The organism is Bacillus sp. NEB1478 (genome assembly GCF_031582965.1).
Taxonomy (GTDB): domain Bacteria; phylum Bacillota; class Bacilli; order Bacillales; family Fictibacillaceae; genus Fictibacillus.
Map to the genome: position 1 here is coordinate 376,837 of NZ_CP134049.1, position 21,297 is coordinate 398,133.

Genomic DNA, 21,297 nt, shown 5'->3' on the forward strand with positions numbered 1-21,297 from the left:
AAAACCTAAAAAATTAGAACTTTTCCAGTCTTAATAAGACCCTGCAAAACATATATCCATGGTTATCCTCATGGCCATATACCCACGTTAATTTCTGGATAACCAAGAACCGACATCATTCGACGCCAATTACCATCTATCTGGTCATGCTTCACACGCTCAGAGTGGATGACCAGATGAGAAATGTATTTGCTAAGTTTTTTATTGTACAATTTCCCATGGTAATTTATGTTACTTTATACATAGAGGTGCTTTTTATGAAAAATAAATCGATTTATGTAGAAATACCAATACATGCAGATGTTAAAGAAGTGTGGGATAAGTCTCAAAAGCCTGAACTTCATGAACAATGGGATCTTCGCTTTTCATCCATTACCTATTTGCCGAAAGAGAACGAAGACGAACCGCAATCTTTTTTATACGAAACGAAAATTGGATTCGGAATGAAAGTAGCGGGCTGGGGTAAAAGTATCGGCACGCACAATAAAGAAGATGGTTCCAAAACCTCTTCATTGCAATTTGGTACCAATCAAAAAATCTCGCCCATATCCGAAGGAAGAGGCTATTGGAAGTACATACCGGCTGATCAAGGTACAACTTTTCTTACTCAATATGATTATGATGTGCGTTATGGCTGGTTTGGAAGTTTACTAGATTTCTTTTTCCGTCCAATGATGGGTTGGGCTACAGCTCTTAGTTTTGACGTGCTGAAACGTTGGCTGGAAAAAGGAGAATCGCCGAGAACCCAGTACATCCGTTTCTTTGGCAGTGCCCTTATCACTTTATTATTTTTCTTTGTTTGGTTTTATCAAGGACTTGTTCCGAAGATTATTGCCCATCATCCTGAGGAAATCGCCATGTTTTCCAGCTTGTCCTCCATAAAGGGAGCAGCTGCAGTAAAAGCAGTTGAAATCATTGGCGTTGCGGAAATGATTTTTGGACTAGTCTGGCTATTTTATCGCAAGAAAACACATTTACACATGCTGCAGATTATTGTGTTTCCATTGTTAACGATAAGCGCAGTAATCGGAGATCCATCAATCTCATCACATCCGTTTAATCCTGTAACTTTCAACGCCAGCTTGTGGATTCTTTCCATAATAGGCTATTTACTAGCAAAAGATCTGCCTACAGCGACGAGCTGCAAACGAACGAGAAAGAGTGATTCATAATGACAATCTACCAAACCCTTCTAGGTGAGGATTTCAAGAAGTTGCACCCTAAACTGCAAGAACGCTACGCACTTCCTGTTGAGAAGCCCTTTTATGCTGCAGGGAAGATGACGAAAATTGAATCAGGTGCAAGCTGGCTGAAGCCTTTTTTGAAATTAGCGACTCGCTGGCAGTTTCTTTTTCCCGAAACAGGAGAAGATGTACCTTTTACCGTAAAAAATACGTGCAGGACTTTGCCGACAGGAGAATCAGAAATCTATTGGGAGCGTACGTTTTATTTTGAAAAAGTAACGCGTCATTTTAATGCGTTTATGACCATAGATCCGGAGCGGAAAATCGTAAAAGATTACTTAGGAGAGCCCAGTCTTTTTTATTCAGACTTAAAATTTGAAGTGACTGCTGAAGGACATCAAATGATTCATTCAGGTCGTCAGCGCTTTATTTTAGGGCCTTTCGAAATACCGATTCCAAAGATTTTGGAAGGAGTTGTGACGGTCGAGGACGGATATGATGATGACCGGGACGTGTATACGGTCCAAGTGCATATTCAAAACCGAATCGTAGGGAAGGTGATGGTGTATGAAGGCGAATATAAAGAAGAATCTCTTTAGTCCAATCACACTTTCCGGAATAATTCTCTTCATAGCAAGCACTTTGCGAGCTGAGGAACCCTATTTGCTGATGCTGACATCGGCTCAGTTGATTTTTGTGCCGATCATACTCCAACTCGTAATTAACATAACAAAAATACATATCGTTGTTACTTGGATTGCAATGCTCTCTGTCTTTTTCTTGTTTGTAGTCCCATCGAACACCGGGCAAATTGTGTTAGCTCTTGTTTATCTGGCTTTCACTTTCTTTGTGGCGATTCTCGGCTTTCAGAGATTTCTCCAGCGTGGTTTTAAAAACTGGGCAGAAATTTCAATAGATTTCGGGATGATGTATTTATTTGTAGGAGGGTTATGGTTTTTTGCGTATATTGCAGGAATGGATACTGGATTTAGTCCTTTGATCACTTGGCTGACCGCCATTCATTTTCATTACTCTGCCTGTTTGCTGCCCATATCGCTTGGCTTTTTTGGAAGATTACAAAATTCAAAATGGTATCCATGGATTGTTTCAGTGATTTTAGCAGGACCAATGCTCGTTGCGGTCGGAATCACGTTCTGGCCTTTACTAGAAGTAATCTCAGTGACCCTGTATATTGCTGCCATTTATACATTAATTATACTTGCAGTTCGTACCCGTTTTGACACAACATTACAGGCTGTATTAATCCGGATTTCTTATGTTGCAATAGGTGTCACCATTTTATTTTCCATGCTGTATGCAGCGAATAACGCATTTGGAATTTGGCCAGTCACCATTGAATTTATGCTGGCATTTCATGGTTTTGTGAACTGTGTTGTTTTTGGCATGATAGGCGTGATTGGCTGGGCTTTAGCGCCTCCAGAAACAAGATTTAAAAAGCCTGTTTTTCCAGTGAGTCGAATTCGTGGAAAGCTTAAAGGAACAGGAAAAACGCATCCTGGACTAGTGGATGATTTGAGTGTTTTGGTGGATACAAAAACTTTGCCACAAACAATTGTCGATTTTTATGAGCATACAGATCAATATCAATTATTTGCTTCTGTAAAATGGTCAGCATGGTTTAAGCCCTTTGCAATATGCTACAAAGGGATGAGTAAAAAAATGCAGCAATTAAACTTGCCGATTTCAAGTAAAAAGATTGAAATGACAGGAGAAATTCTTACTGTTGATTCTTCTCTGGACGGAAGGGAGAATCCAAGGGTCTGGATTCGAAAAGAGAATGGTAGTATCATATTTGCGGCCATTTATTCGCAGCATGAATCGGCTGGGAAAACGTACATGAATATTGGACTTCCACTGCCTTTTTCTTCAATGATCGGTATTTTGCAGCTGCAAGAAAGAAATGGCACACTCATCCTTACGAGCCAAGGAGAGGGAGATGTAGGGATTTATTTTGCAGCAGGAAAAACCCTTTTTGCACTGCCATTATCAGAGCGCTTTACCCTCCAAGAAGCAAAGCTAGGGAATCTCAAAGCCCTTCATAAAATGAAAATATTCGGCATACCTTTTCTGCGGATTGATTACGAGATTTATCAAAAATAAGGACCCTTAGGAGGTCTTTATTTTTTTTGTGAAGGCTGTTCTCTAAAATATATGAAAATAAACCGTTGATAAAAAGTTGATGGCAGTGGAAGGTGGGAGACTACTGAGGGAAATCAACTACTCAATAGTAACGAAGTTTACCAAAACATCTTTTTATAAAAAGGAAATATGAAAAATATGTCAAATTATCTTAGATGATAAGGGGGACTTAGTTTTGGGTTATAAAGTAATCAGTTCATTTGATGAAAATCAAATAGAAGAACTCACTCTGCTTTTCAAAAATGAATGGTGGACACAACATAGAGTAAAGGCGGATATCGAAAAAATGCTGGAAAACAGCAATGTGGTCATAGGACTAATCGATGAGAATGATGGAAAGCTAGTTGGATTTGCAAGAGCTATTACAGACTCGGTCTTTAGAGCATTAATTTTTGATGTGATCGCACATTCACACCATCGCAATGATGGAATTGGAAAAATACTAATGAAAAATCTATTAAATCATCCGTTAATAAAGGATGTCGAACGAGTCGAATTGTATTGTCCAAACCGGTTGACCTCTTATTATGAAAAATTTGGATTTTCTACAGAAGTGAATGGCAGCCAATTGATGAGGCGAGCCTAAAAGAAAATTTGTTTAATCGTTTAGGAGGACTGGCTATGGAAACTAAAATTATTTCTGATATTACAATTATTAATCATTTAGACAACATTGATTGGGTTGAACTTGAAGAGCTATTCAAAGCAGTGAATTGGGATGGTTTTCCGAAAGAAAAGTTAATCAAAGCATTTAACGCTAGTTATCATGTGACTCTCGTTTATAAGAATGAAAAATTGATAGGCTGCGGAAGAGTAGTGACAGATGGTGTCTTCTATGGAGCGATTTATGATGTCATCGTTCATCCAGAGTATCAAGGGATGGGCATTGGTAAGAAACTCATGAATGATATTTTAACAAAGGCTAAAGACATCTTTTTCATTCATTTAACGGCCACTACTGGCAGAGAAGGCTTTTATGAAAAACTAGGTTTGAGAAAGCATAAAACGGCCATGGCAAGATATAATCATCCCGCACCGGCAAAGGAATACTTAGAGGATGCGAAAACCTTATAAAGGATATAGTAGACCTCTTCACTTAAGCGAGAGGTCTATTTTTATTAAGTACTCAAAATGAAATATATGGTATAATTTGTTATGTGAAGTAATTCACAAACAAAGATTAGGGAGAGTTAAACATGGAGAAATCTATTCCTAGAAAAGTGAGAGCAGCTTGGTTTTCGACACTTCTTTTTCTTGGTATTTGGTATGCTGTGATTGTTATTTTGGATGCATATGATCAAAACTTTTGGCCAGTTTTCATTATAATATTAATTGTTCTCTTGATCGGAAACTTTGTTTATATGATTCCAGTCTCGCTTTTTTCTGACTCTTTAACTAAAAAAATGGGGAAATATCGTTTTATGGGTTCAGCTTTTATCCATATATTCTTTGCAGTACTTACAATGTTGTTAATTAAAGGCTTAGCGTTATTTAGCATTATTTGTACAGTGTTCTTTCTTTTGTCAGATGAATGGCAAAAACGGAAAAAGAACAATTCAAACAATAAACTCATCATAAAGGGTGCGGCACTGCTATTGTTTATGGCAATTGGTTTTTATTGTGTCGAAATGTATATGGGTTATGGTTTAAAGAATTTAATGCCACTTTAATTTCTTAGAACAGAAAACTATTAATATATTTTTAAGATAAAAACAAGATAGACTAAATTCCTATTTTTCGTAATCCAAGTGTAAAACACAACCACTTTTTAATATAGTAGGATAATTATAGATTACTTGGAAATATAAAGGGGTTACGGAAGAATATGAAAAAATGGATAGCAACAACGGTTTTAGGTACAACTTTATTACTATCACCAGTACAAGCATTTGCTAATTTAGGGGATCAAACACTCTATCAAGGAATGACGGTTTCAGAAGTAAAAACGTTACAATCAATGTTAAAAGACAAAGGTTATTTTACATATAGCGGTTCGTTTACTTCTTATTTTGGTTCTTATACGAAAAGTGCTGTTGTTAATTTTCAGCGTGCAAAAGGGTTAACGGCTGATGGGGTTGCCGGACGCAGTACTTTCAATAAATTAGGAGTTTACAATGTTAATAACGCTTACTTAGTAGATTATGCAAAACGTTACCTTGGAACGCCTTATAAATGGGGTGGAACAGACCCGAGCGGTTTTGACTGCTCAGGTTATGTGGACTATGTATTTAAGCAATCTCACAATATTGTTTTACCGAGAACAGCTAAAGATATGTGGGCAAACATTGGATATAAAGTCACTACTTTGGGTGTTGGTGATTTAGTCTTTTTTGAAACGTATGAACCAGGTGCTTCACACGTGGGAATCTATATTGGTGATGGGAAATTTATTAGTGCATCATCCTCTAAGGGTGTGAGTATTGCTGAAATGAGTAACACATACTGGAAGCCGCGTTATCTCGGGGCTAAACGTTTGTAGTTTATAAGTATAAGAGTAAAGGAGATCGATCCAACAACCGGTCTCCTTTTCTAATCCTAGAACAAGAGTCTCGCCCAAGGATCGCAGCAACAGTGGTGCTTCTTTTTAAATTTCTTGCACTTGATAACTACAGAACTAGAAGAGGATGAGGAAGATGAAGAAGAAGATTCGCATTTATGGCAATCATGCTTTTTCTTTTTCATATCACATTTGTCGTGCTTCTTATCGTGCTTCTTTTTGTGCTTCTTGTCATGCTTCTTGTCGTGCTTTTCGTCGAACTTACAGTGGTCAAAATTTCCACACTTATAACACATTAATAAATTCACCTCACAACATGGTAACCGATCTCACGTGTGTATCGGTTTCTGTATATCATATGAACGTAGAGACGAGTTGCATAGACGAATGCTGTGTATTTTTAAAAATGGGTGGGGACAGACCCCATACAAATACATTTATGGTGTTTTTGTGTTTTTCAGGAGGACAACAAAACTGAAATTAAAGACAAAAAAGAAGCGTCAGTGCAAATCTGCACTGACGCTTCTTTTTATCCCACATTCTATTTTGGTTCTTGTATATGCATGCCTTCTTTAGCAAAAGCAAAATAGATCGCATGTTTTAAATTTCGGAAATAAGTACTTTCCCCAAGACAATATTGATTTTTAGTGATCTCTATACTCATTTCTGGTGAGATGCCTACAAGCAGTGTTTCCATTCCAAACAAACGTGCAGAGGAAACCAATTTATTCAGCATATCGATCATCGTTGTATCGATCGATTTGACGCCTGTTAAATCTAAAATGACAAATTGCGCACGGTGATCTGGGAGAGCAGATAGGGTATGTTCCAGCATATCTCTTGAACGCAATTCATTGTATTTTCCAATCAACGGTATTACTACGATATTGTCTGTCACCGGAATGATTGGCGATGATATTTCTTTTATTAAATCTGTTAGATCACGTGTCCTGTTTTCAACCATCGCTTCAAGTTTCATAATCTCATTTTGTTCTTCACGTTTAATCAGATCACGAATATTCGCACTAGGTGTAATATCTGACTCGGACACTTTAATTTTTAATCTATTTTCATCACATTCTTCATTAATCACTTTGTACCACATGTTTGTGTTGAATAAGCCGGTGAACACGCCAGCCCAGTGACCAGGAAGAAATCGGCCAATCCGTTTACTGTTTTGGGACGCTTTTACTTTTGTTTCCCAACTGTTCGTAATCGTAATAAGCGCTTCTTTTTTTTCAATATCAGCTTCTATGTAAGTTTTTCCCCAACCGGCCGTAATATAGATATTCGGCAGAGCTTCAATGGATTTCGCAATATCTCTAATTGAATTTTTGTAAAAATCACTGACCACGAGACCTGTACGATAACCAGCAGTTTCAAAAACAAGATCAGCCGTACCTTCACCAGTGATTTCCTCAATCGTACTAAGGAAAACTTTGAATGCAGAATCAATCCAAAACAACATGACGTCTCCGCCTTCAAATTGGAAAGTACCTTGATCTAAATCCCAATAAAAAGAGGAACCGCCAACATCTATGCTTTTTTGAGAATTTAATCGATCTTTAGGTGTCACATCCATAAATTATCCTCCAACAACTCATAAATAATTGACATCTAAAATCTATACCCTGTTTTGAAACGAATGAAACAAAAGTAAAATAAAAAAATATGCCTGATCAACAAGGTTGAAAAGGCATACAATTTATTATTTTCATTTTATAGAGACTTGCCCTGTTTTGTTGGATTGAATCGCTTTAAAAAACTCTGCAGCTACTGCTTGGTAACCAGCAGGGCTTAAGTGTATGTTATTTGGATTTGTTAAATACACTACATAGTTTGATTGAATTATACTTGCTGTTGGTACAAATGTGGCATTTAACAATTTTGAGATGCCCTCAGCCATTAGATTATATTTATTGAGTACACTTACAAGGGTAGGGACATATGGGGCATACAAAGAATTAGCATGCGGAAAAGGATTGTAATAACCCATAACATAAACCTTTGCAGAAGGATTCTTCTTTTTTATGTCTACCAAAATAGCTGTTAAATTACTTACTGTTTTTTGGATATCCGTATTTTTAACTTGTTGACCAGTTGTTAGTTTTTTGAGGATATCATTTGCTCCAATATCAATCGTAACAATATCAGCTTGTTTTATGGCATTTTGTAATGGGTAATAAAGTGGTCGAGTTGGAACTGTAAGATCATTTAATACATCAGAGCTTGTATAACCAGGGATTCCAAAAAAACCAGGTGTGACTGTATAGTTAGCTTGTTGAAGTATTCCAGTTAAATAATGCGGATATCCGAGTCCTAGCGAATTAGTAGGGGTTACACCGGCAGCTAACGAGTCGCCTAAAGCTACATAAGTAATGTGATTATTCTCGTTTGTAGCTGCATTTGCTTTAAGTGGAGAAAAGAATAAAGACAACAATAGTAATGAGAGCAGTAATGGAAGCTGTTTTTTTACGAAATGCATTAATGAATATCCTCCTTATATACACATAGTCTTTATTAAGAACAAAAACGTTCTTTATAAAGATAATCGTACCTTTTATAAAGGAGAATGTAAATCAAATTAAAATGACGTTTTCATTGAAAATCCAACAGAATACGTCATATTCGATAACAGAAAAAAAATTATAAAAAAACTAGCCAATAGGGAGACCTATTGGCTAGTTTTGTTTATTTTTCCACTTATTAAACTCTAGGAATTCTTTAAATTGTTCTTTACTCACACCTGAACCCATAGCTTCCTTTACAAGCTCTGCCCACTCGTGGTCTAAATTCTTTGTATCGACTTCTTGATTAATCAAGTGATCAACTGAAATATTTAGAACATCAGCGATTTTTTCTAAGAGCTGTATGGATGGATTCTGTTGTATATTTCGTTCTAATGCACTTATGTAGGATTTAGCAACTCCAGCTTTTTCAGCTAAAGCTGTTATGGAGAGCCCTTTTTCCATACGGTATTTTTTTACTCGTTCACCAATCATCATGTGCGTTCCCCATTTGTGAATAATTTGACTATATTATAACTTTTTGCACAGATGAAGTAAATATAATTAGGAATTGACGATTTTCTGCATATAGACTTCATTTAATTTAGCGACTGGGTTTTTTAAAAATTCAACAATCTCTTCTTTAGTGAAACCTTGATCTCTAGCTTCTTTCATTAAATCAATCCACTCACGATCTAACGTTACTGTGTTTTCCACTAAAAGATCCCTCCAGATAGGTGATTTTTCAGGTAACCCGGCGATCATAGCAATTTGCTTTAGACCCGTGGCTTTGCGCCCATCTCTTTCGATAATGTTTGCCATTGTCTGAAGGTATTAGTTCGAATTTCCTAATATAATTTGATTATAAACAAGCGATAAAGAAAAAATTGTCAGAAAATGGCTGTTACAAAAATGTAATATTTCATGGTGAAATTGAGGCTATTGAATCATAAAAGAGTTAAATATGAAGGATTCTGACAATAACTGTGGAAAACTATTTTAACGTTAATCTTCTGAGGAGGTTCAGTTTGATGTCAAAATTACCAACGAATTTGTCGAAACAATTATTATTACCTGTAATAAATGCTCCGATGTTTTTAGTTTCCAGCCCGGAAATGGTGATGGAAAGCTGTAAGGCTGGTATCATCGGAACTTTTCCATTATTAAATGCACGAACATCAGAACTCCTTGAAAATTGGATGATTCATATTACTGAGAAACTTGAACAATATCAGAATGAAAATCCGACTGAAAAAGTCGCGCCATGGGGAGTCAATTTAATTGTTCATCGCACAAACAAAAGATTTCAAGAAGACTTGGAGTTAATACAAAAATACAAACCGCCAGTTGTGATTACCTCTCTTGGAAATCCTACAGATGTTGCTGCAATCGTACATAGTTATGGGGGATTGGTTTTTTCTGATGTAATCTCTCTAGATCACGCTCGTAAAGCCGCGAAAACAGGAATAGACGGACTTATTCTCGTTTGTGCCGGGGCAGGGGGACATGGTGGTACACTCAATCCATTTGCATTCTTAAAAGCTGTGAAAGAATTCTGGGATGGCATTACGGTTTTAGCAGGATCGGTCTCGACAGGTGAGGACATTCTTGCAGCGAAAATACTTGGAGCAGATCTCGTGTACATGGGAACGAGATTCATCGCAACTGAGGAGTCTTCAGCTAGTGAAGAATACCGACAGATGCTGATTGAATCGACACTCGAAGATCTCATTTACACAGATGCAATAAGCGGAATTAATGGAAATTATCTTCTTCCATCCTTGCAAAGAGCAGGATTCGATATTGAAAATCTCAAGAAAAAAGATGCAGTGGACCTATCGTTCACAGAATCTAAAGCAAAAGCATGGAAAGATATCTGGTCTGCTGGCCAAGGGGTGGGAAGCATCAAAAAAATATCTACCATAAAAAACGTTGTTGAAGAACTTGTTGTAGAATATAAAGAAGCTCTGGAAACAAAAGATTTATTAATCTCTAAATAACTATTAAACAAATCCCCTATTTCAAGAATTTGTAAACTGGAAATGGGGGATTTTGTTAGATTATCCACAACAAATTAAGAAAAAGCATACAATAGTTTGCTATGATGTAAGCACATTAATAAAATATCTCTTTACATAATCATTACAAAAGAGGATTAATGAACAAAAGGAAGAAAATATAGGTAACAATAGAAGATGATTTGATTAAAATCTAAAAATAATGGAGGTGTCATCATGAATTTATTCTCATCACAAACAGAAGAAAGCTTTTCTTTTCTTGTAAGCAACTATGGGTTTACAAATCCTATTGCGACAGATGGGAGCTGGAAGACCACCTTCTTATATGAAAATAAAGATATTGGAATCGAGATCGAACTCAATTATCGGGATATGGATGTGTTTGTTTTTATCACACAAACAGAAAACGGGAAACTTTTAGAGCAAACGAGCAAATATCATCTAGAAGAAATGATTAATAAAGATCGAATCAAAAGCAATGGCAACCAAACGACAATTGAGCAATTTGAAAAAACGATCTACACGAAGTCAGATCTTCTAAAGAGTCATATCGAAAAACTGTTAGCTTCCCCAGCAATAAGATAGGATTCCAGAAGAGATAACCTAAAAAACCTATAGGATAAAACGAAAGCAGTAGATTTTATTTATGGTCTCACTGCTTTTTTAGTATTTAATGATGAGGTTAAACGATGAAAAGAGTTATAGCTGTTGTTTTATTTATAAGTATTCTAACTGTTGGAGCCTATATCATTTCGAGGGACCAACCTGGATTTAACATCACAATAAAAAATCAAACCAATAAGAATATCTCGGATTTGAAAATTACGTACCAGAACATAACGTCAGATATTGAAATCCCTTCAATCCAACCAAAAGAAGAATATAAGCTCAAAGTAACACCAACTGAAGAGTTTGGAGAAAATACGATGAAGCTCCTTTATACAGATGACAAAGGGACATTACATACTAAAACTGTGATTGGATATTTCGAGCAGGGATATTCAGGAGAGTCGATGATAACATTACAAGCAATCGATACAAAAGGCGTCATTCAGATGGACATCAAGGAAGAACTTTTCAATTAAGAAGTTAAGGGGACATTTTTGTGGAGAATAAATCAGTTCAGCAAATCGTAAAAGAAAAACAACTAAAAGGACTTGGCGGCTGGCTAATTTTAGTTGCGGTAGGATTACTTTTAGCAGTTCCAGATAAATTCAATTCAATCATCACGGGAATAGATGCCATAAAATCATATACATTGGAATCCACTTTAATAAAAGTGTTAATTTATGGAGAATTAGTTGTGAATATTGTCCTTCTCGTGATTAATGTGATTTTATTATATTTATTTTTTTCAAAGAAAAAATCTTTCGTGAAAACATGGTTAATATTATTGCAGATTAACTTATATACCATTGCACTATTTGATTTAGCATTACTTTTTATCGACGATATAGATACTGGACTGCCGGCTTTCTTTAACACATTTATGGCAGGAATCGCTCTATTGATCTGGGGCTCATATGCAACAAAATCCATTCGAGTTAAAAATACATTCGTAAACTAAGGTAAAAGCAGCCCCTAACCACCCAGAAGTGGTTAGGGGCTGCTTTTTGGTTATCAAACTGAGTGTCCTTCCTGAATGAACAAATAAGATAAATATGTCTTTTTGTGGGGTCTGTCCCCCAAAAAAGCACATTTAAAAAATTAAGGGGTTTAAATTTCGGAAAAAATATTGTAAAATAATTTGAAAATGATGTTTCGGTTTACCGGAATTAGGGAAGGAGAGTATATTTGGGGATGAAAAATAATACATCAGGATTTGAATACGCATTTGTTTTTTTAGCAGCACTATTTGCACTAGGACTTTATCAGACGGTGATGGTCTGGGAGAATATGAACCTTGTCCTTGATCGAATTATGGGTATGACTTCTACTTCATTTATTACATCCATGCTCCTATTCTGGTCAATAGCAAGTGTATTTTGGATTTTAAGTTTGAAAGTGCTCGACTTTGCTCATAAGACAGCACTTTATAATACAAAAAACGCTTTGTTCGGGATGGTGTTTTTATTCTTTGCAGTTCCATTCGGCGTTTGTGTACAAGTGTACAATGCGGTAGGAATCAACTCAGGAATCACAACACTTACAACAGCAGTATTGGTTACAACAATTCTGTCATTCATTATTGGATTCGTATTCAAATTTAGAAAAACAGCGAAATAGTATATGTTTAAAGACTGTCGGCCATTGGCCGACAGTCTTTTTTGTATAGTGGATGTTAGGATGAGTTATTTATATGATAAATAGCAACTATTGACATGTTCTTTATAAAGAACTAAAATTATCTTTAATTGTAATGTTTTTGAAAAAATAAACGTAAATAAATTATCGTTTGTTCGTTAAAAAGAATATAAAAAGGGGGGATTTTTATCAATAGATATGACGAACTAGACTCACTGAGGGGATTAGCTTCTTTATCTGTATTTTTTGGTCATATGTATCTAATGTTTAATGAAACTTTTTTTTCGAAATTAATTTTTGAATTTGGATTACTACGCGGAGTAATTGCAGGGAGTGAAGCAGTAACATTATTTTTTGTTTTAAGTGGCTTTGTATTATCATTACCTTTTTATATTAACAAGAATTTTAATTATGGAAAATACGCTATTAAACGTTTTTTTAGAATTTATGTTCCGTACATAATTGCAATTATATTTGCATTTATTTGTAGAGAAATATTCTATACAGGAAAAATAGAAGGATTTACAGAATGGTTTAATGTGAATTGGTCATTTGAAATAAATGGTAATTCTATTAAGGACCACATTTTATTAATTGGTACATTTACAAGTAATCTAAATAATGTAATTTGGTCATTAGTACATGAATTAAGAATTTCTCTTGTTTTTCCAATATTAATGTTTTTAATAATAAAAACAAATTTAAAACAAGGTCTGGGATTAGCCATAATATTATCCTTGATAAGTATTCTTTTTTCTTTAATAGCTAAAAAGCCTTTTTTAGGTACTGAATTTTATTATACAATTCATTGCACTTCCTTATTTATTTTAGGAGCGCTACTTGCAAAATATCGAGTAAACATAATTAATAAAATGTTAAATATAAGTGGCATTAAAAAAATTTCCTTGTTTATACTTGGAATCGTCTTATATCTTTATGCTCACCCTTCTTTTATATTAAACATAATTATTCAAGATTTTAATCCATATTATAGAGCAATAATTGATACTTGGGTAACCTCTTTTGGGGCAATGATTTTAATTGTCTTAGCCATTTCACCAGGTCATATGTCCAAAATTTTAAGAAATAATATATTAAATTTTATTGGAAAGATTTCATATAGTTTGTATTTAACACATTTGGTTGTACTATTCTCATGCATACATTTTTTAAATAGAGTTATACCTATATGGTCTATCTGCTTGGTTGTAGTATTAGGAACTTTTGTTGTTTCAACTATTATGTATTACCTAGTCGAAAAACCTGCAATAACACTTGGGAAATTCTTAACAAGGGCAAAGTCAATAAAACAAGATTATGAAGAAACGAGTGATATTGTAAAGCTTCGCCAGAGCTCCTAGAAATGAAAAGACAGTTTACATACAAAAAAACATTGTTTGAGCTTTGGTGTAGAAAACCCAAGGCTTTTTTTAAAAGCCTGTTTTTCGCAAGCTTTGTTATTTTTGGAAGTAGTTGATCTCCGTTTCAGGATGCACGCTTTCCGCGAGGCTTATGGTGAGCCATCTTGGCACGTTCTACCTTCTATGTCTCACCTGTCACGCTGCTCCTATCCTGTATCTCGCACCTTACACTCCAATCAACCTGTCATTGGAGTCAAATTACAAAAATGCCCCAGAAGCAACAATTTTTTAGAAAAGGGCTTTTTAAAATTTAGATAATCACACAAAAAAACTTTGACATATCTGAAAAATGATGGTAATTTTAAAAATATAACGTTCGTTATAAAGAACGAAATTAACTAAAATATTCTTTTTTAAGAATTTTTAAGGAGTAAGGCGGAGAAAATATGAGTGCTATTACTGGTGTTTTTCATGTAAATAAATCAGTTTCTTATGAAGGAAATTCAATGTTGGAGAGTTTGAAACAATTTCCTTTCGATAGCATAGATAATTACTCCAAAGATAAAATTTTTTTTGGATGTTTAGCACAATGGATCATGCCAGAAAACATTAATAAAAAACAATGCTTTTATGATTATGAAAAAAGATTAGCTATAACTGGTGATGTAATTTTAGATAATCGAGAAGACTTATTTCGGCATCTGAAAGTTCCAATGGCAGTTCGTAATGAGATTACGGATTGTGAATTAATTTTGTTAGCTTACTGTAAATGGCAGGAAGATACTCCAAAGTATTTAATTGGAGACTTTGCTTTTATGATATGGGATGAAAGAAATAATAGACTTTTTGGAGCAAGGGATTTTTCCGGATCGCGTACACTTTATTATTATAATGATTTAAACTTATTTGCATTTTGTACAGTAATGGAACCGCTTTTACAGCTTCCTTATGTATCAAACAGATTAAACGATCATTGGATAGCAGATTATTTAGCGATACCAAATATAATTGATTCCCCAAATGGTTTTACAACAGTATTTAAAGATATACAATCAATTCCCCCTTCCCATTTTATAACAGTATATAAAGGAAAGGTTACATTAAGTAGATACTGCACAATAAGTGTTGATGAAAAGATTAAATATAAATCTGAAAGTGAGTATATTGAGGCGTTTCAAGAAATATTTAATACAGCAGTAAATTCCCGGTTAAGGTCACATAAAGAAATTGGAGCACAACTGAGTGGTGGACTTGATTCAGGGTCTGTCGTTAGTATTGGTGCCAGAAGTCTAAAAAAAATAGATAAAAAATTACATACTTTCAGCTTTGTTCCAATATCAGAATATATAGATTGGACCCATAAACATAGAGTACCTGATGAAAGAGAATATATTAAAGCAATTGTAAATTATACTGGAAATATATCTGATTTATATTTAGACTTCAAAAATCAATCACCTTATTCAGAAATTGATAATTGGTTAAATATTATGGAAATGCCATATAAATTTTTTGAGAATTCTGTATGGATAAAAGGTATTTATGATGCTGCGCATAAAAAAAATATAGGTGTACTTTTAGTTGGCTCAAGAGGTAATACGACGATTTCTTGGGGACCGGCACTGGATTATTACTCCGAAATATTTAAAAAAATGAAATGGCTTAAGCTGTATCGTGAACTGAATTTATATAGTGTGAATACAGGAGCAAAAAAATCTAGAATATTAAAAGTCATATTTAACAAAGCCTATCCATCTATTTATTCTAAAAACAAACCATATGAGTTCCCTAAATTAATTAGTAAAGAACTGGAAAAAAAGACGAATGTCTATGAAAGATTAAATGAAGAGGGAATAAACATGGATAGTTCATTTAAAGAAAATATATATGACATACGTTTAAAACATTTTGAACAATTAAATGTTTGGAATGTTACCGGAACATGTGGAACAAAACTTTCTTTAAGGCATTCTATGCAGTCACACGATCCTACAAATGATTTAAGAGTAATAAAATTTTGTTTATCACTTCCTATTGATAAATTTTTCGGTGATGGCTTAGACCGTGGATTAATTAGGAAAGCTACCAAAGGATTTCTTCCTGATAAAGTACGCTTAAATCAACGTACTCGTGGAGTACAAGGTGTAGATTCAATTCAAAGAATGTCTCCTTCGTGGAATTTATTTTTAGAAGAACTTAATCAATTATGTAATGATGAGCTATCTCGGCAATACCTAAATATAGACGTGATTAAAACTGCAATAACAAAACTAAATAATGAAATACGTCAAGAGTTTGCTCTAGATCCTCATTTCCGAATTTTAATGAGAAGTATCATAGTATATCGATTCCTAAAAACATTGAAAGGAGGTGAAAAAATGAAAAAAGAATGGAAAGCTCCAGAGTTAGAAGTACTTAATATTAATATGACAATGAATGGCCCTGGAATAAGAGATGTCGACGCGACATATGAGGATGAAGATGAAATTGTTCAACTTCATGAAAGTTAAACCGAATTCATACTTAACCTAAGTGTTTAAAGCCCTTATACTAATTAATTTTGTATAGGGGCTTTTACGTAAATAATTGAAATGAGAGGGTACTAAACTTATGGAATTAACAATGCATAGGTACCATTACAAATCATTTGGATTAAATATTATTAGTGAGATATCTCTTCCAGAACTATTTCCTAAAAAGGATATTTTTGAAGAGGATACTGTTGAAATAAAGATTGTTTGTGATGTCTCTGATTTTCGAGATCAGTTATCGAACAAAAAAATAATTATAAAGAAGGATTTTTTACTTTTTGAAGTTCCGAATGTAGCAATTTTTTGTGTGAAAGACGGAAACAAAATAATTGTCGATCCGTTTAATGGGGCTAGTGAAGGGAAAATAAGACTTTATTTATTAGGATCTTGCATTGGAGCATTATTACTACAAAGGAAAATTCTCCCTTTACATGGTAGTGCAGTTGAGATAAATGGTAAAGCCTATGCTATTGTAGGACATTCTGGAGCTGGAAAATCTACTCTTGCTTCATCTTTTATCAAACAAGGTTTTAGATTAATTAGTGATGATGTTATACCTGTGTCTTTTGTAGAGGGAACTCCCATAGTTAAACCTTCTTATCCACACCAAAAGCTCTGGCAACAAAGCTTAATTGAATTTGGAATGGATTATAAGAAATTCAATCCATTGTTTGAAAGAGAAACTAAGTATCAAGTACCCGTAACCAATTTTGTTTTAAAACCTATTCCTTTTGCTGGTGTAATTGAATTAGATAAAACTGATGGATCGCAAATTCAGTTAAGAGAAATATATGGCATTGAACGACTGCGTATCCTTCTTCAACATACATATCGTCGTTCATTTATCCCTAAGTTAGGTTTGATTGATTGGCACTTTAAAGAATGCCTTAAAGTTATTAAAGAAATTCAAGTAATGCAGATGCACCGCCCCACCACACCTTTCACCGCCAATCAATTGAGGGAGCTAATATTAGATTCTATAAACGATCAGGAGGAAATATTATTATGAAAATAACATCCGAAAGTCTGATTAGACAAGTTGAAGGTAACATTGTGAGTGATATGGATGGAGAAAAAGTAATGATGAGTATTAAAAATGGTAAATATTATAATTTAGGTTCAATGGGAGGAATCATTTGGGATAAAATCGCAAAAGTAAATTCAATTACAAATCTTGTAGAAATGTTAACCGATGAATACGAAATTGAAAAGCTAAATTGCCAGAACCAGGTAGTGGCTTTTATTGAAAAACTAAAGGAAGAGAATTTAATAATGATTTCTAATGAAAAAGAGAGATAGTAGGAATTACTTTATGAGATTAATAAAAAAAATACGTAATTATTACTTATTTAATCGTGAAATGAAGATTTTACTAATAGAAGCCTATTTATATTTGATGTGGGCTCGATTTATGAAAAAAATGCCGTTTGTAAAAGTTTCATCAAATTTAGGCAGTTATATGGAAGAGACATCTACTGAGGTAGAGGAATACAACAGGAGTATCCTAAAAAAAGTTTCTCAAGCTATTCATATCATGAGTCGTTATACTTTTTGGGAAAGTCAATGTATGGTAAAAGCTATTGCTGGAATGAAAATGTTAAATAGGCGTAAGATCGAAAGTACTATTTATTTTGGAACCGGAAGAGATGAAAAGGGAAATTTAATTGCACATGCTTGGCTAAGAAGTGGTCCATTTTATATTTCAGGTGCAGAAGGAATGAGCAGGTTTACTGTCGTTGGGAAATTTGCAAATAAAATTAGTAGTTGAAGGTGGATCCAATGAAATTTTGTAATGTATTCTCCAATATTTCTAAAGAATTGCAATTGCAATTTGTGCTATTAAAAAAAGAAAGTGCAACGGAAATTAATAAAATGGATAGACAAAAATTCGAAAAAATCGACTGGGAGGAATTTATTAACTTAGTCCTCCATCATCGTACATATACCTGTCTATACCCCAAAATAAAAGGTGTAAATGAAAATCTAATCCCTCCATTCGTTATAACCAGATTATCTAATTATTATAAAAGAAATACTTTTCAAATGTTGTATTTAACTGCGGAGATGAATGAAATAAATATCAAAATAAGTGAAAAAGGAATTCGTATTCTTTTTCTAAAAGGACCGTTCTTGGCAACAGATTTATATGGAGATATATCACTAAGAACTTCTGGTGATCTCGATGTTCTTGTTCCAATTGAAGATTTAAATAAAGTTGATCAGCTATTGTATTTAGAGGGGTATGTTAAGGATGATTACATAAAAACAGTTCTTAATGACTGGAAGTGGCGTCACCATCATGTAACATACTTTCATCCAATCAAAAAAGTAAAGTTAGAAATACACTGGAGGTTAAACCCTGGACCTGGCAAAGAACCTTCTTTTGATGAATTATGGACTCGAAAAAGAAAAAGCTCAATAACTTCTCATCCAATTTACACATTAGGATCAGAAGACCTCTTTTTATTTTTGGTTTCTCATGGTGCAAGACATGGCTGGTCAAGATTAAGGTGGCTATTAGATATTGATAAGATATTAAATAGAAAATTAGATACAACTCAGCTTTTTTTAATTTTAAAAAAATATCACGCTTTGCAACTTGCAGGTCAAATTCTTATTTTAATCTCTGAACTTCTTAACAAACCTATAAAAATAGAATTTAATAATTTAATGAAAAATAATCATTCAATTGAACTAGCAAATAGAACTCTTTTTTATTTGGAAAACAAGGTAAATTTACACACAAATCCAGTACCGAAATTTGTTTCTGTTTATCACAGTGATTATTTATTTTTTATGAAGACAAAAACTCAAAAAATTTTATTTCTTTTAAGCTTTCTTTTCCCATATCCAGAAGATAAGGAAATCTTGCCATTACCTAAATCTCTTCACTTTTTATATTTTGTTTTACGCCCTTTTTTATGGATATGGAATAAAACGCGTAGTAGGATACAGCCAATTCATTTGGAGGATTAAGAATGAAAAGTATATTGTACATTACTAAACAGCTTTACCAGTTTACTGGGAATGTACTTATCATAAACATATTTGCTATTGCCTTGGTAAGTATGTTAGAAGGAATAGGATTAATTTTATTAGTTCCAATGCTGCAGATTAGTAAAGTAATAGATGTCGATCAAACCTTTACATCATCTGTAACATTAAATAAGTTATTTAATGCAGTTGATTCACTGCCAGATCGTTATGCATTGTTAATAATACTTTTCCTTTTTGTTATGTTAGTAAGCGGGCAAGCAATTTTGAAGCGTAGTTTAGCTCTACGTAATATAAAGATTCATGTACGTTTTATCAACCAGCTTAGATTAAATACTTATAAAGGATTATTAGAAGCGAATTGGCTTTTTTGCATGAAAAAAAGAAAATCAGACTTCATTAATGTAATGACCGATGATATTGGTAGAGTTATGAGTGGAACGAATTTATTTTTACAATTACTAACTTCTATAGTATTTACTGCGATCCAATTGATAATAGCCTTTTGGTTATCTCCCAAAATAACTGCATTTGTATTATGTACAGGAGGCATTCTAGCCTATGTTTTGAAAAAAAATCTTCAAAATTCTAAAAAAGCAGGTTTAAAGAAATCTGAAATATCTAAGAGCTATATAGGTGGTCTCACTGAAAATTTTAGTGGAATAAAAGATATTAAGTGTAATAATTTAGAAGCCTCAAGGTACTTATGGCTTAAAAATTGGTGTGAAAGTATTGAAAAGGAACAAATTCAATTTGTTAAACTATTAAACAACTCCCAATTATTTTATAAAATTATGTCAGCTTTTTTAATAGCAATTCTTATTATGATTTCAGTTACTCTTTTTCAAGATCAGCCTACCCAATTATTATTAATCATTCTAATTTTCTCACGACTGTGGCCAAGGTTTATGGGTATTCAAACATACCTGCAACAAATATACAATAGTATACCTGCATTTAAATCTTTGCTACATTTACAATCTGAAAGTACAAAGGCAAGTGAACAGATTATAAATAGAAATGTCCCAATTATCCCTAAAAAAATTAATCGTAAAATAGAGTGTAAAAATGTTAACTTCAGTTATGACTCTAAAGCAAAGTATGATTTAAAGAATATTAACGTAAAAATTAATGCAAATGAGATGACAGCTATTGTAGGACGATCTGGTGCAGGAAAAAGTACACTGACCGATATTTTAATGGGACTTATTCAGCCAAATGAAGGTGAAGTTCTTATAGACGGAGAGCTTGTTACAAAAGAAGACTTATTGTCGATAAGGAAAGCTATAAGTTATGTCCCACAAGATCCTTTTTTATTTAATGGAAGTATAAGAGATAATCTATTATTAATTGATCCAAATGCTAGTGAAGAACAAATGTTAAATGCTTTAAAATTTGCATCCGCTGATTTTGTGTTTACCCTTACTAATGGTCTCGATACATTAATTGGTGATAGAGGTGTAAAGTTTTCTGGAGGAGAAAGACAAAGAATTGTATTAGCACGGGCAATTTTAAGGAATCCATCTGTATTGATTTTAGATGAAGCTACCAGTGCTTTAGATTCTGAGAATGAAGCAAAAATACAAGAAGCCTTGGAAAAGTTAAAAGGAAAGATGACTATTATTGTAATTGCACATCGATTATCTACAATTCGTAACGCAGATCAAATCATTGTATTAGAAAATGGTCAGGTAATACAAAATGGAAACTTCAAAGTACTGGCTAAAGAAAAACAAAAGACGTTCAGTTTTTTACTGGAGAAACAAATGGTCATAAAGTAGTGAACAAAACGAACTATTTT

23 protein-coding genes and 1 riboswitch are annotated in these 21,297 nt (G+C 33.8%); of the genes, 19 read left to right on the plus strand and 4 right to left on the minus strand.

What is annotated here, in order from left to right:
- Positions 1–257: 257 nt before the first annotated feature.
- The 7 genes from RGB74_RS01845 (at position 258) to RGB74_RS01875 (ending at position 5,823) form a co-directional block, all read left to right on the plus strand.
- On the plus strand, positions 258–1,172 hold the full coding sequence (locus RGB74_RS01845; protein WP_310761291.1) for a DoxX-like family protein: 915 nt from the start codon (positions 258–260) through the stop codon (positions 1,170–1,172).
- The gene (locus tag RGB74_RS01850; protein ID WP_310761292.1) at positions 1,172–1,783 is read left to right on the plus strand and encodes a DUF4166 domain-containing protein; all 612 of its coding nucleotides are present in this window, start codon (positions 1,172–1,174) and stop codon (positions 1,781–1,783) included. The genes RGB74_RS01845 and RGB74_RS01850 overlap by 1 nt, the downstream gene beginning before the upstream one ends.
- Positions 1,752–3,305, plus strand: a complete 1,554-nt coding sequence (locus tag RGB74_RS01855; RefSeq protein WP_310761293.1) for a YndJ family protein — start codon at positions 1,752–1,754, stop codon at positions 3,303–3,305. The genes RGB74_RS01850 and RGB74_RS01855 overlap by 32 nt, the downstream gene beginning before the upstream one ends.
- 214 nt (positions 3,306–3,519) lie before the next feature.
- The gene (locus tag RGB74_RS01860) at positions 3,520–3,930 is read left to right on the plus strand and encodes a GNAT family N-acetyltransferase (protein ID WP_310761294.1); all 411 of its coding nucleotides are present in this window, start codon (positions 3,520–3,522) and stop codon (positions 3,928–3,930) included.
- 35 nt (positions 3,931–3,965) lie between these two features.
- A complete protein-coding gene (locus tag RGB74_RS01865; protein ID WP_310761295.1) occupies positions 3,966–4,418 on the plus strand; it encodes a GNAT family N-acetyltransferase in 453 nt (150 codons plus the stop codon).
- A gap of 122 nt (positions 4,419–4,540) precedes the next feature.
- Positions 4,541–5,014, plus strand: a complete 474-nt coding sequence (locus RGB74_RS01870; protein ID WP_310761296.1) for a hypothetical protein — start codon at positions 4,541–4,543, stop codon at positions 5,012–5,014.
- 155 nt (positions 5,015–5,169) lie between these two features.
- Positions 5,170–5,823, plus strand: coding sequence for a C40 family peptidase (locus tag RGB74_RS01875; protein WP_310761297.1), 654 nt, complete (start codon positions 5,170–5,172; stop codon positions 5,821–5,823).
- 559 nt (positions 5,824–6,382) lie between these two features.
- Here RGB74_RS01875 and RGB74_RS01880 read toward each other — a convergent pair.
- The 4 genes from RGB74_RS01880 to RGB74_RS01895 form a co-directional block, all read right to left on the minus strand.
- On the minus strand, positions 6,383–7,423 hold the full coding sequence (locus RGB74_RS01880; protein ID WP_310761298.1) for an STAS domain-containing protein: 1,041 nt from the start codon (positions 7,421–7,423) through the stop codon (positions 6,383–6,385).
- 132 nt (positions 7,424–7,555) lie between these two features.
- Positions 7,556–8,326, minus strand: coding sequence for an SGNH/GDSL hydrolase family protein (locus tag RGB74_RS01885; protein WP_310761299.1), 771 nt, complete (start codon positions 8,324–8,326; stop codon positions 7,556–7,558).
- 196 nt (positions 8,327–8,522) lie between these two features.
- Complete coding sequence (locus RGB74_RS01890; RefSeq protein ID WP_310762771.1) at positions 8,523–8,843, minus strand: helix-turn-helix domain-containing protein; 321 nt, start codon at positions 8,841–8,843, stop codon at positions 8,523–8,525.
- A gap of 69 nt (positions 8,844–8,912) precedes the next feature.
- The gene (locus RGB74_RS01895) at positions 8,913–9,065 is read right to left on the minus strand and encodes an anti-repressor SinI family protein (protein ID WP_310761300.1); all 153 of its coding nucleotides are present in this window, start codon (positions 9,063–9,065) and stop codon (positions 8,913–8,915) included.
- A gap of 28 nt (positions 9,066–9,093) precedes the next feature.
- Positions 9,094–9,178: riboswitch (cyclic di-GMP riboswitch) on the minus strand.
- 201 nt (positions 9,179–9,379) lie between these two features.
- Between RGB74_RS01895 and RGB74_RS01900 the strand changes: the two genes are divergently transcribed.
- From RGB74_RS01900 to RGB74_RS01955, 12 genes are all read left to right on the plus strand, one after another.
- Positions 9,380–10,348, plus strand: a complete 969-nt coding sequence (locus RGB74_RS01900; protein ID WP_310761301.1) for an NAD(P)H-dependent flavin oxidoreductase — start codon at positions 9,380–9,382, stop codon at positions 10,346–10,348.
- 234 nt (positions 10,349–10,582) lie between these two features.
- Entirely contained in the window at positions 10,583–10,951 is a 369-nt protein-coding gene (locus tag RGB74_RS01905) for a hypothetical protein (RefSeq protein ID WP_310761302.1), read from the plus strand.
- Positions 10,952–11,055: 104 nt separating this feature from the next.
- The gene (locus RGB74_RS01910; protein ID WP_310761303.1) at positions 11,056–11,451 is read left to right on the plus strand and encodes a hypothetical protein; all 396 of its coding nucleotides are present in this window, start codon (positions 11,056–11,058) and stop codon (positions 11,449–11,451) included.
- Positions 11,452–11,471: 20 nt separating this feature from the next.
- Complete coding sequence (locus RGB74_RS01915; RefSeq protein ID WP_310761304.1) at positions 11,472–11,933, plus strand: DUF2569 family protein; 462 nt, start codon at positions 11,472–11,474, stop codon at positions 11,931–11,933.
- Between the two features lie 233 nt (positions 11,934–12,166).
- Positions 12,167–12,592, plus strand: a complete 426-nt coding sequence (locus tag RGB74_RS01920; RefSeq protein ID WP_310761305.1) for a hypothetical protein — start codon at positions 12,167–12,169, stop codon at positions 12,590–12,592.
- A 206-nt stretch (positions 12,593–12,798) separates the two neighbouring features.
- A complete protein-coding gene (locus RGB74_RS01925) occupies positions 12,799–13,971 on the plus strand; it encodes an acyltransferase family protein (RefSeq protein WP_396136044.1) in 1,173 nt (390 codons plus the stop codon).
- Between the two features lie 446 nt (positions 13,972–14,417).
- Positions 14,418–16,481, plus strand: a complete 2,064-nt coding sequence (locus RGB74_RS01930; RefSeq protein ID WP_310761306.1) for a paeninodin family lasso peptide — start codon at positions 14,418–14,420, stop codon at positions 16,479–16,481.
- 100 nt (positions 16,482–16,581) lie between these two features.
- Positions 16,582–17,511: a phosphoenolpyruvate carboxykinase (ATP) gene (locus RGB74_RS01935; protein WP_310761307.1), complete on the plus strand. Its 930-nt coding sequence runs from the start codon at positions 16,582–16,584 to the stop codon at positions 17,509–17,511.
- Positions 17,508–17,801, plus strand: coding sequence for a lasso peptide biosynthesis PqqD family chaperone (locus RGB74_RS01940; protein ID WP_310761308.1), 294 nt, complete (start codon positions 17,508–17,510; stop codon positions 17,799–17,801). The genes RGB74_RS01935 and RGB74_RS01940 overlap by 4 nt, the downstream gene beginning before the upstream one ends.
- A gap of 13 nt (positions 17,802–17,814) precedes the next feature.
- Positions 17,815–18,270, plus strand: a complete 456-nt coding sequence (locus RGB74_RS01945; RefSeq protein WP_310761309.1) for a lasso peptide biosynthesis B2 protein — start codon at positions 17,815–17,817, stop codon at positions 18,268–18,270.
- Positions 18,271–18,281: 11 nt separating this feature from the next.
- Positions 18,282–19,478, plus strand: coding sequence for a nucleotidyltransferase domain-containing protein (locus tag RGB74_RS01950; protein ID WP_310761310.1), 1,197 nt, complete (start codon positions 18,282–18,284; stop codon positions 19,476–19,478).
- A 2-nt stretch (positions 19,479–19,480) separates the two neighbouring features.
- Positions 19,481–21,277 carry an ABC transporter ATP-binding protein gene (locus tag RGB74_RS01955; RefSeq protein ID WP_310761311.1) on the plus strand — a complete coding sequence of 599 codons (1,797 nt, stop codon included), beginning with the start codon at positions 19,481–19,483 and terminating at the stop codon, positions 21,275–21,277.
- The last annotated feature ends 20 nt before the right edge of the window (positions 21,278–21,297 follow it).

Coding starts and splice junctions, on each gene's coding strand:
- RGB74_RS01910 (WP_310761303.1), top strand. CDS start 11,056: ATGAAAAGAGTTATAGCTGTTGTTTTATTTATAAGTATTCTAACTGTT.
- RGB74_RS01950 (WP_310761310.1), top strand. CDS start 18,282: ATGAAATTTTGTAATGTATTCTCCAATATTTCTAAAGAATTGCAATTG.
- RGB74_RS01935 (WP_310761307.1), top strand. CDS start 16,582: ATGGAATTAACAATGCATAGGTACCATTACAAATCATTTGGATTAAAT.
- RGB74_RS01865 (WP_310761295.1), top strand. CDS start 3,966: ATGGAAACTAAAATTATTTCTGATATTACAATTATTAATCATTTAGAC.
- RGB74_RS01875 (WP_310761297.1), top strand. CDS start 5,170: ATGAAAAAATGGATAGCAACAACGGTTTTAGGTACAACTTTATTACTA.
- RGB74_RS01900 (WP_310761301.1), top strand. CDS start 9,380: ATGTCAAAATTACCAACGAATTTGTCGAAACAATTATTATTACCTGTA.
- RGB74_RS01940 (WP_310761308.1), top strand. CDS start 17,508: ATGAAAATAACATCCGAAAGTCTGATTAGACAAGTTGAAGGTAACATT.
- RGB74_RS01870 (WP_310761296.1), top strand. CDS start 4,541: ATGGAGAAATCTATTCCTAGAAAAGTGAGAGCAGCTTGGTTTTCGACA.
- RGB74_RS01890 (WP_310762771.1), bottom strand. CDS start 8,843: ATGATTGGTGAACGAGTAAAAAAATACCGTATGGAAAAAGGGCTCTCC.
- RGB74_RS01885 (WP_310761299.1), bottom strand. CDS start 8,326: ATGCATTTCGTAAAAAAACAGCTTCCATTACTGCTCTCATTACTATTG.
- RGB74_RS01880 (WP_310761298.1), bottom strand. CDS start 7,423: ATGGATGTGACACCTAAAGATCGATTAAATTCTCAAAAAAGCATAGAT.
- RGB74_RS01905 (WP_310761302.1), top strand. CDS start 10,583: ATGAATTTATTCTCATCACAAACAGAAGAAAGCTTTTCTTTTCTTGTA.
- RGB74_RS01930 (WP_310761306.1), top strand. CDS start 14,418: ATGAGTGCTATTACTGGTGTTTTTCATGTAAATAAATCAGTTTCTTAT.
- RGB74_RS01955 (WP_310761311.1), top strand. CDS start 19,481: ATGAAAAGTATATTGTACATTACTAAACAGCTTTACCAGTTTACTGGG.
- RGB74_RS01855 (WP_310761293.1), top strand. CDS start 1,752: ATGAAGGCGAATATAAAGAAGAATCTCTTTAGTCCAATCACACTTTCC.
- RGB74_RS01845 (WP_310761291.1), top strand. CDS start 258: ATGAAAAATAAATCGATTTATGTAGAAATACCAATACATGCAGATGTT.
- RGB74_RS01920 (WP_310761305.1), top strand. CDS start 12,167: ATGAAAAATAATACATCAGGATTTGAATACGCATTTGTTTTTTTAGCA.
- RGB74_RS01850 (WP_310761292.1), top strand. CDS start 1,172: ATGACAATCTACCAAACCCTTCTAGGTGAGGATTTCAAGAAGTTGCAC.
- RGB74_RS01945 (WP_310761309.1), top strand. CDS start 17,815: ATGAGATTAATAAAAAAAATACGTAATTATTACTTATTTAATCGTGAA.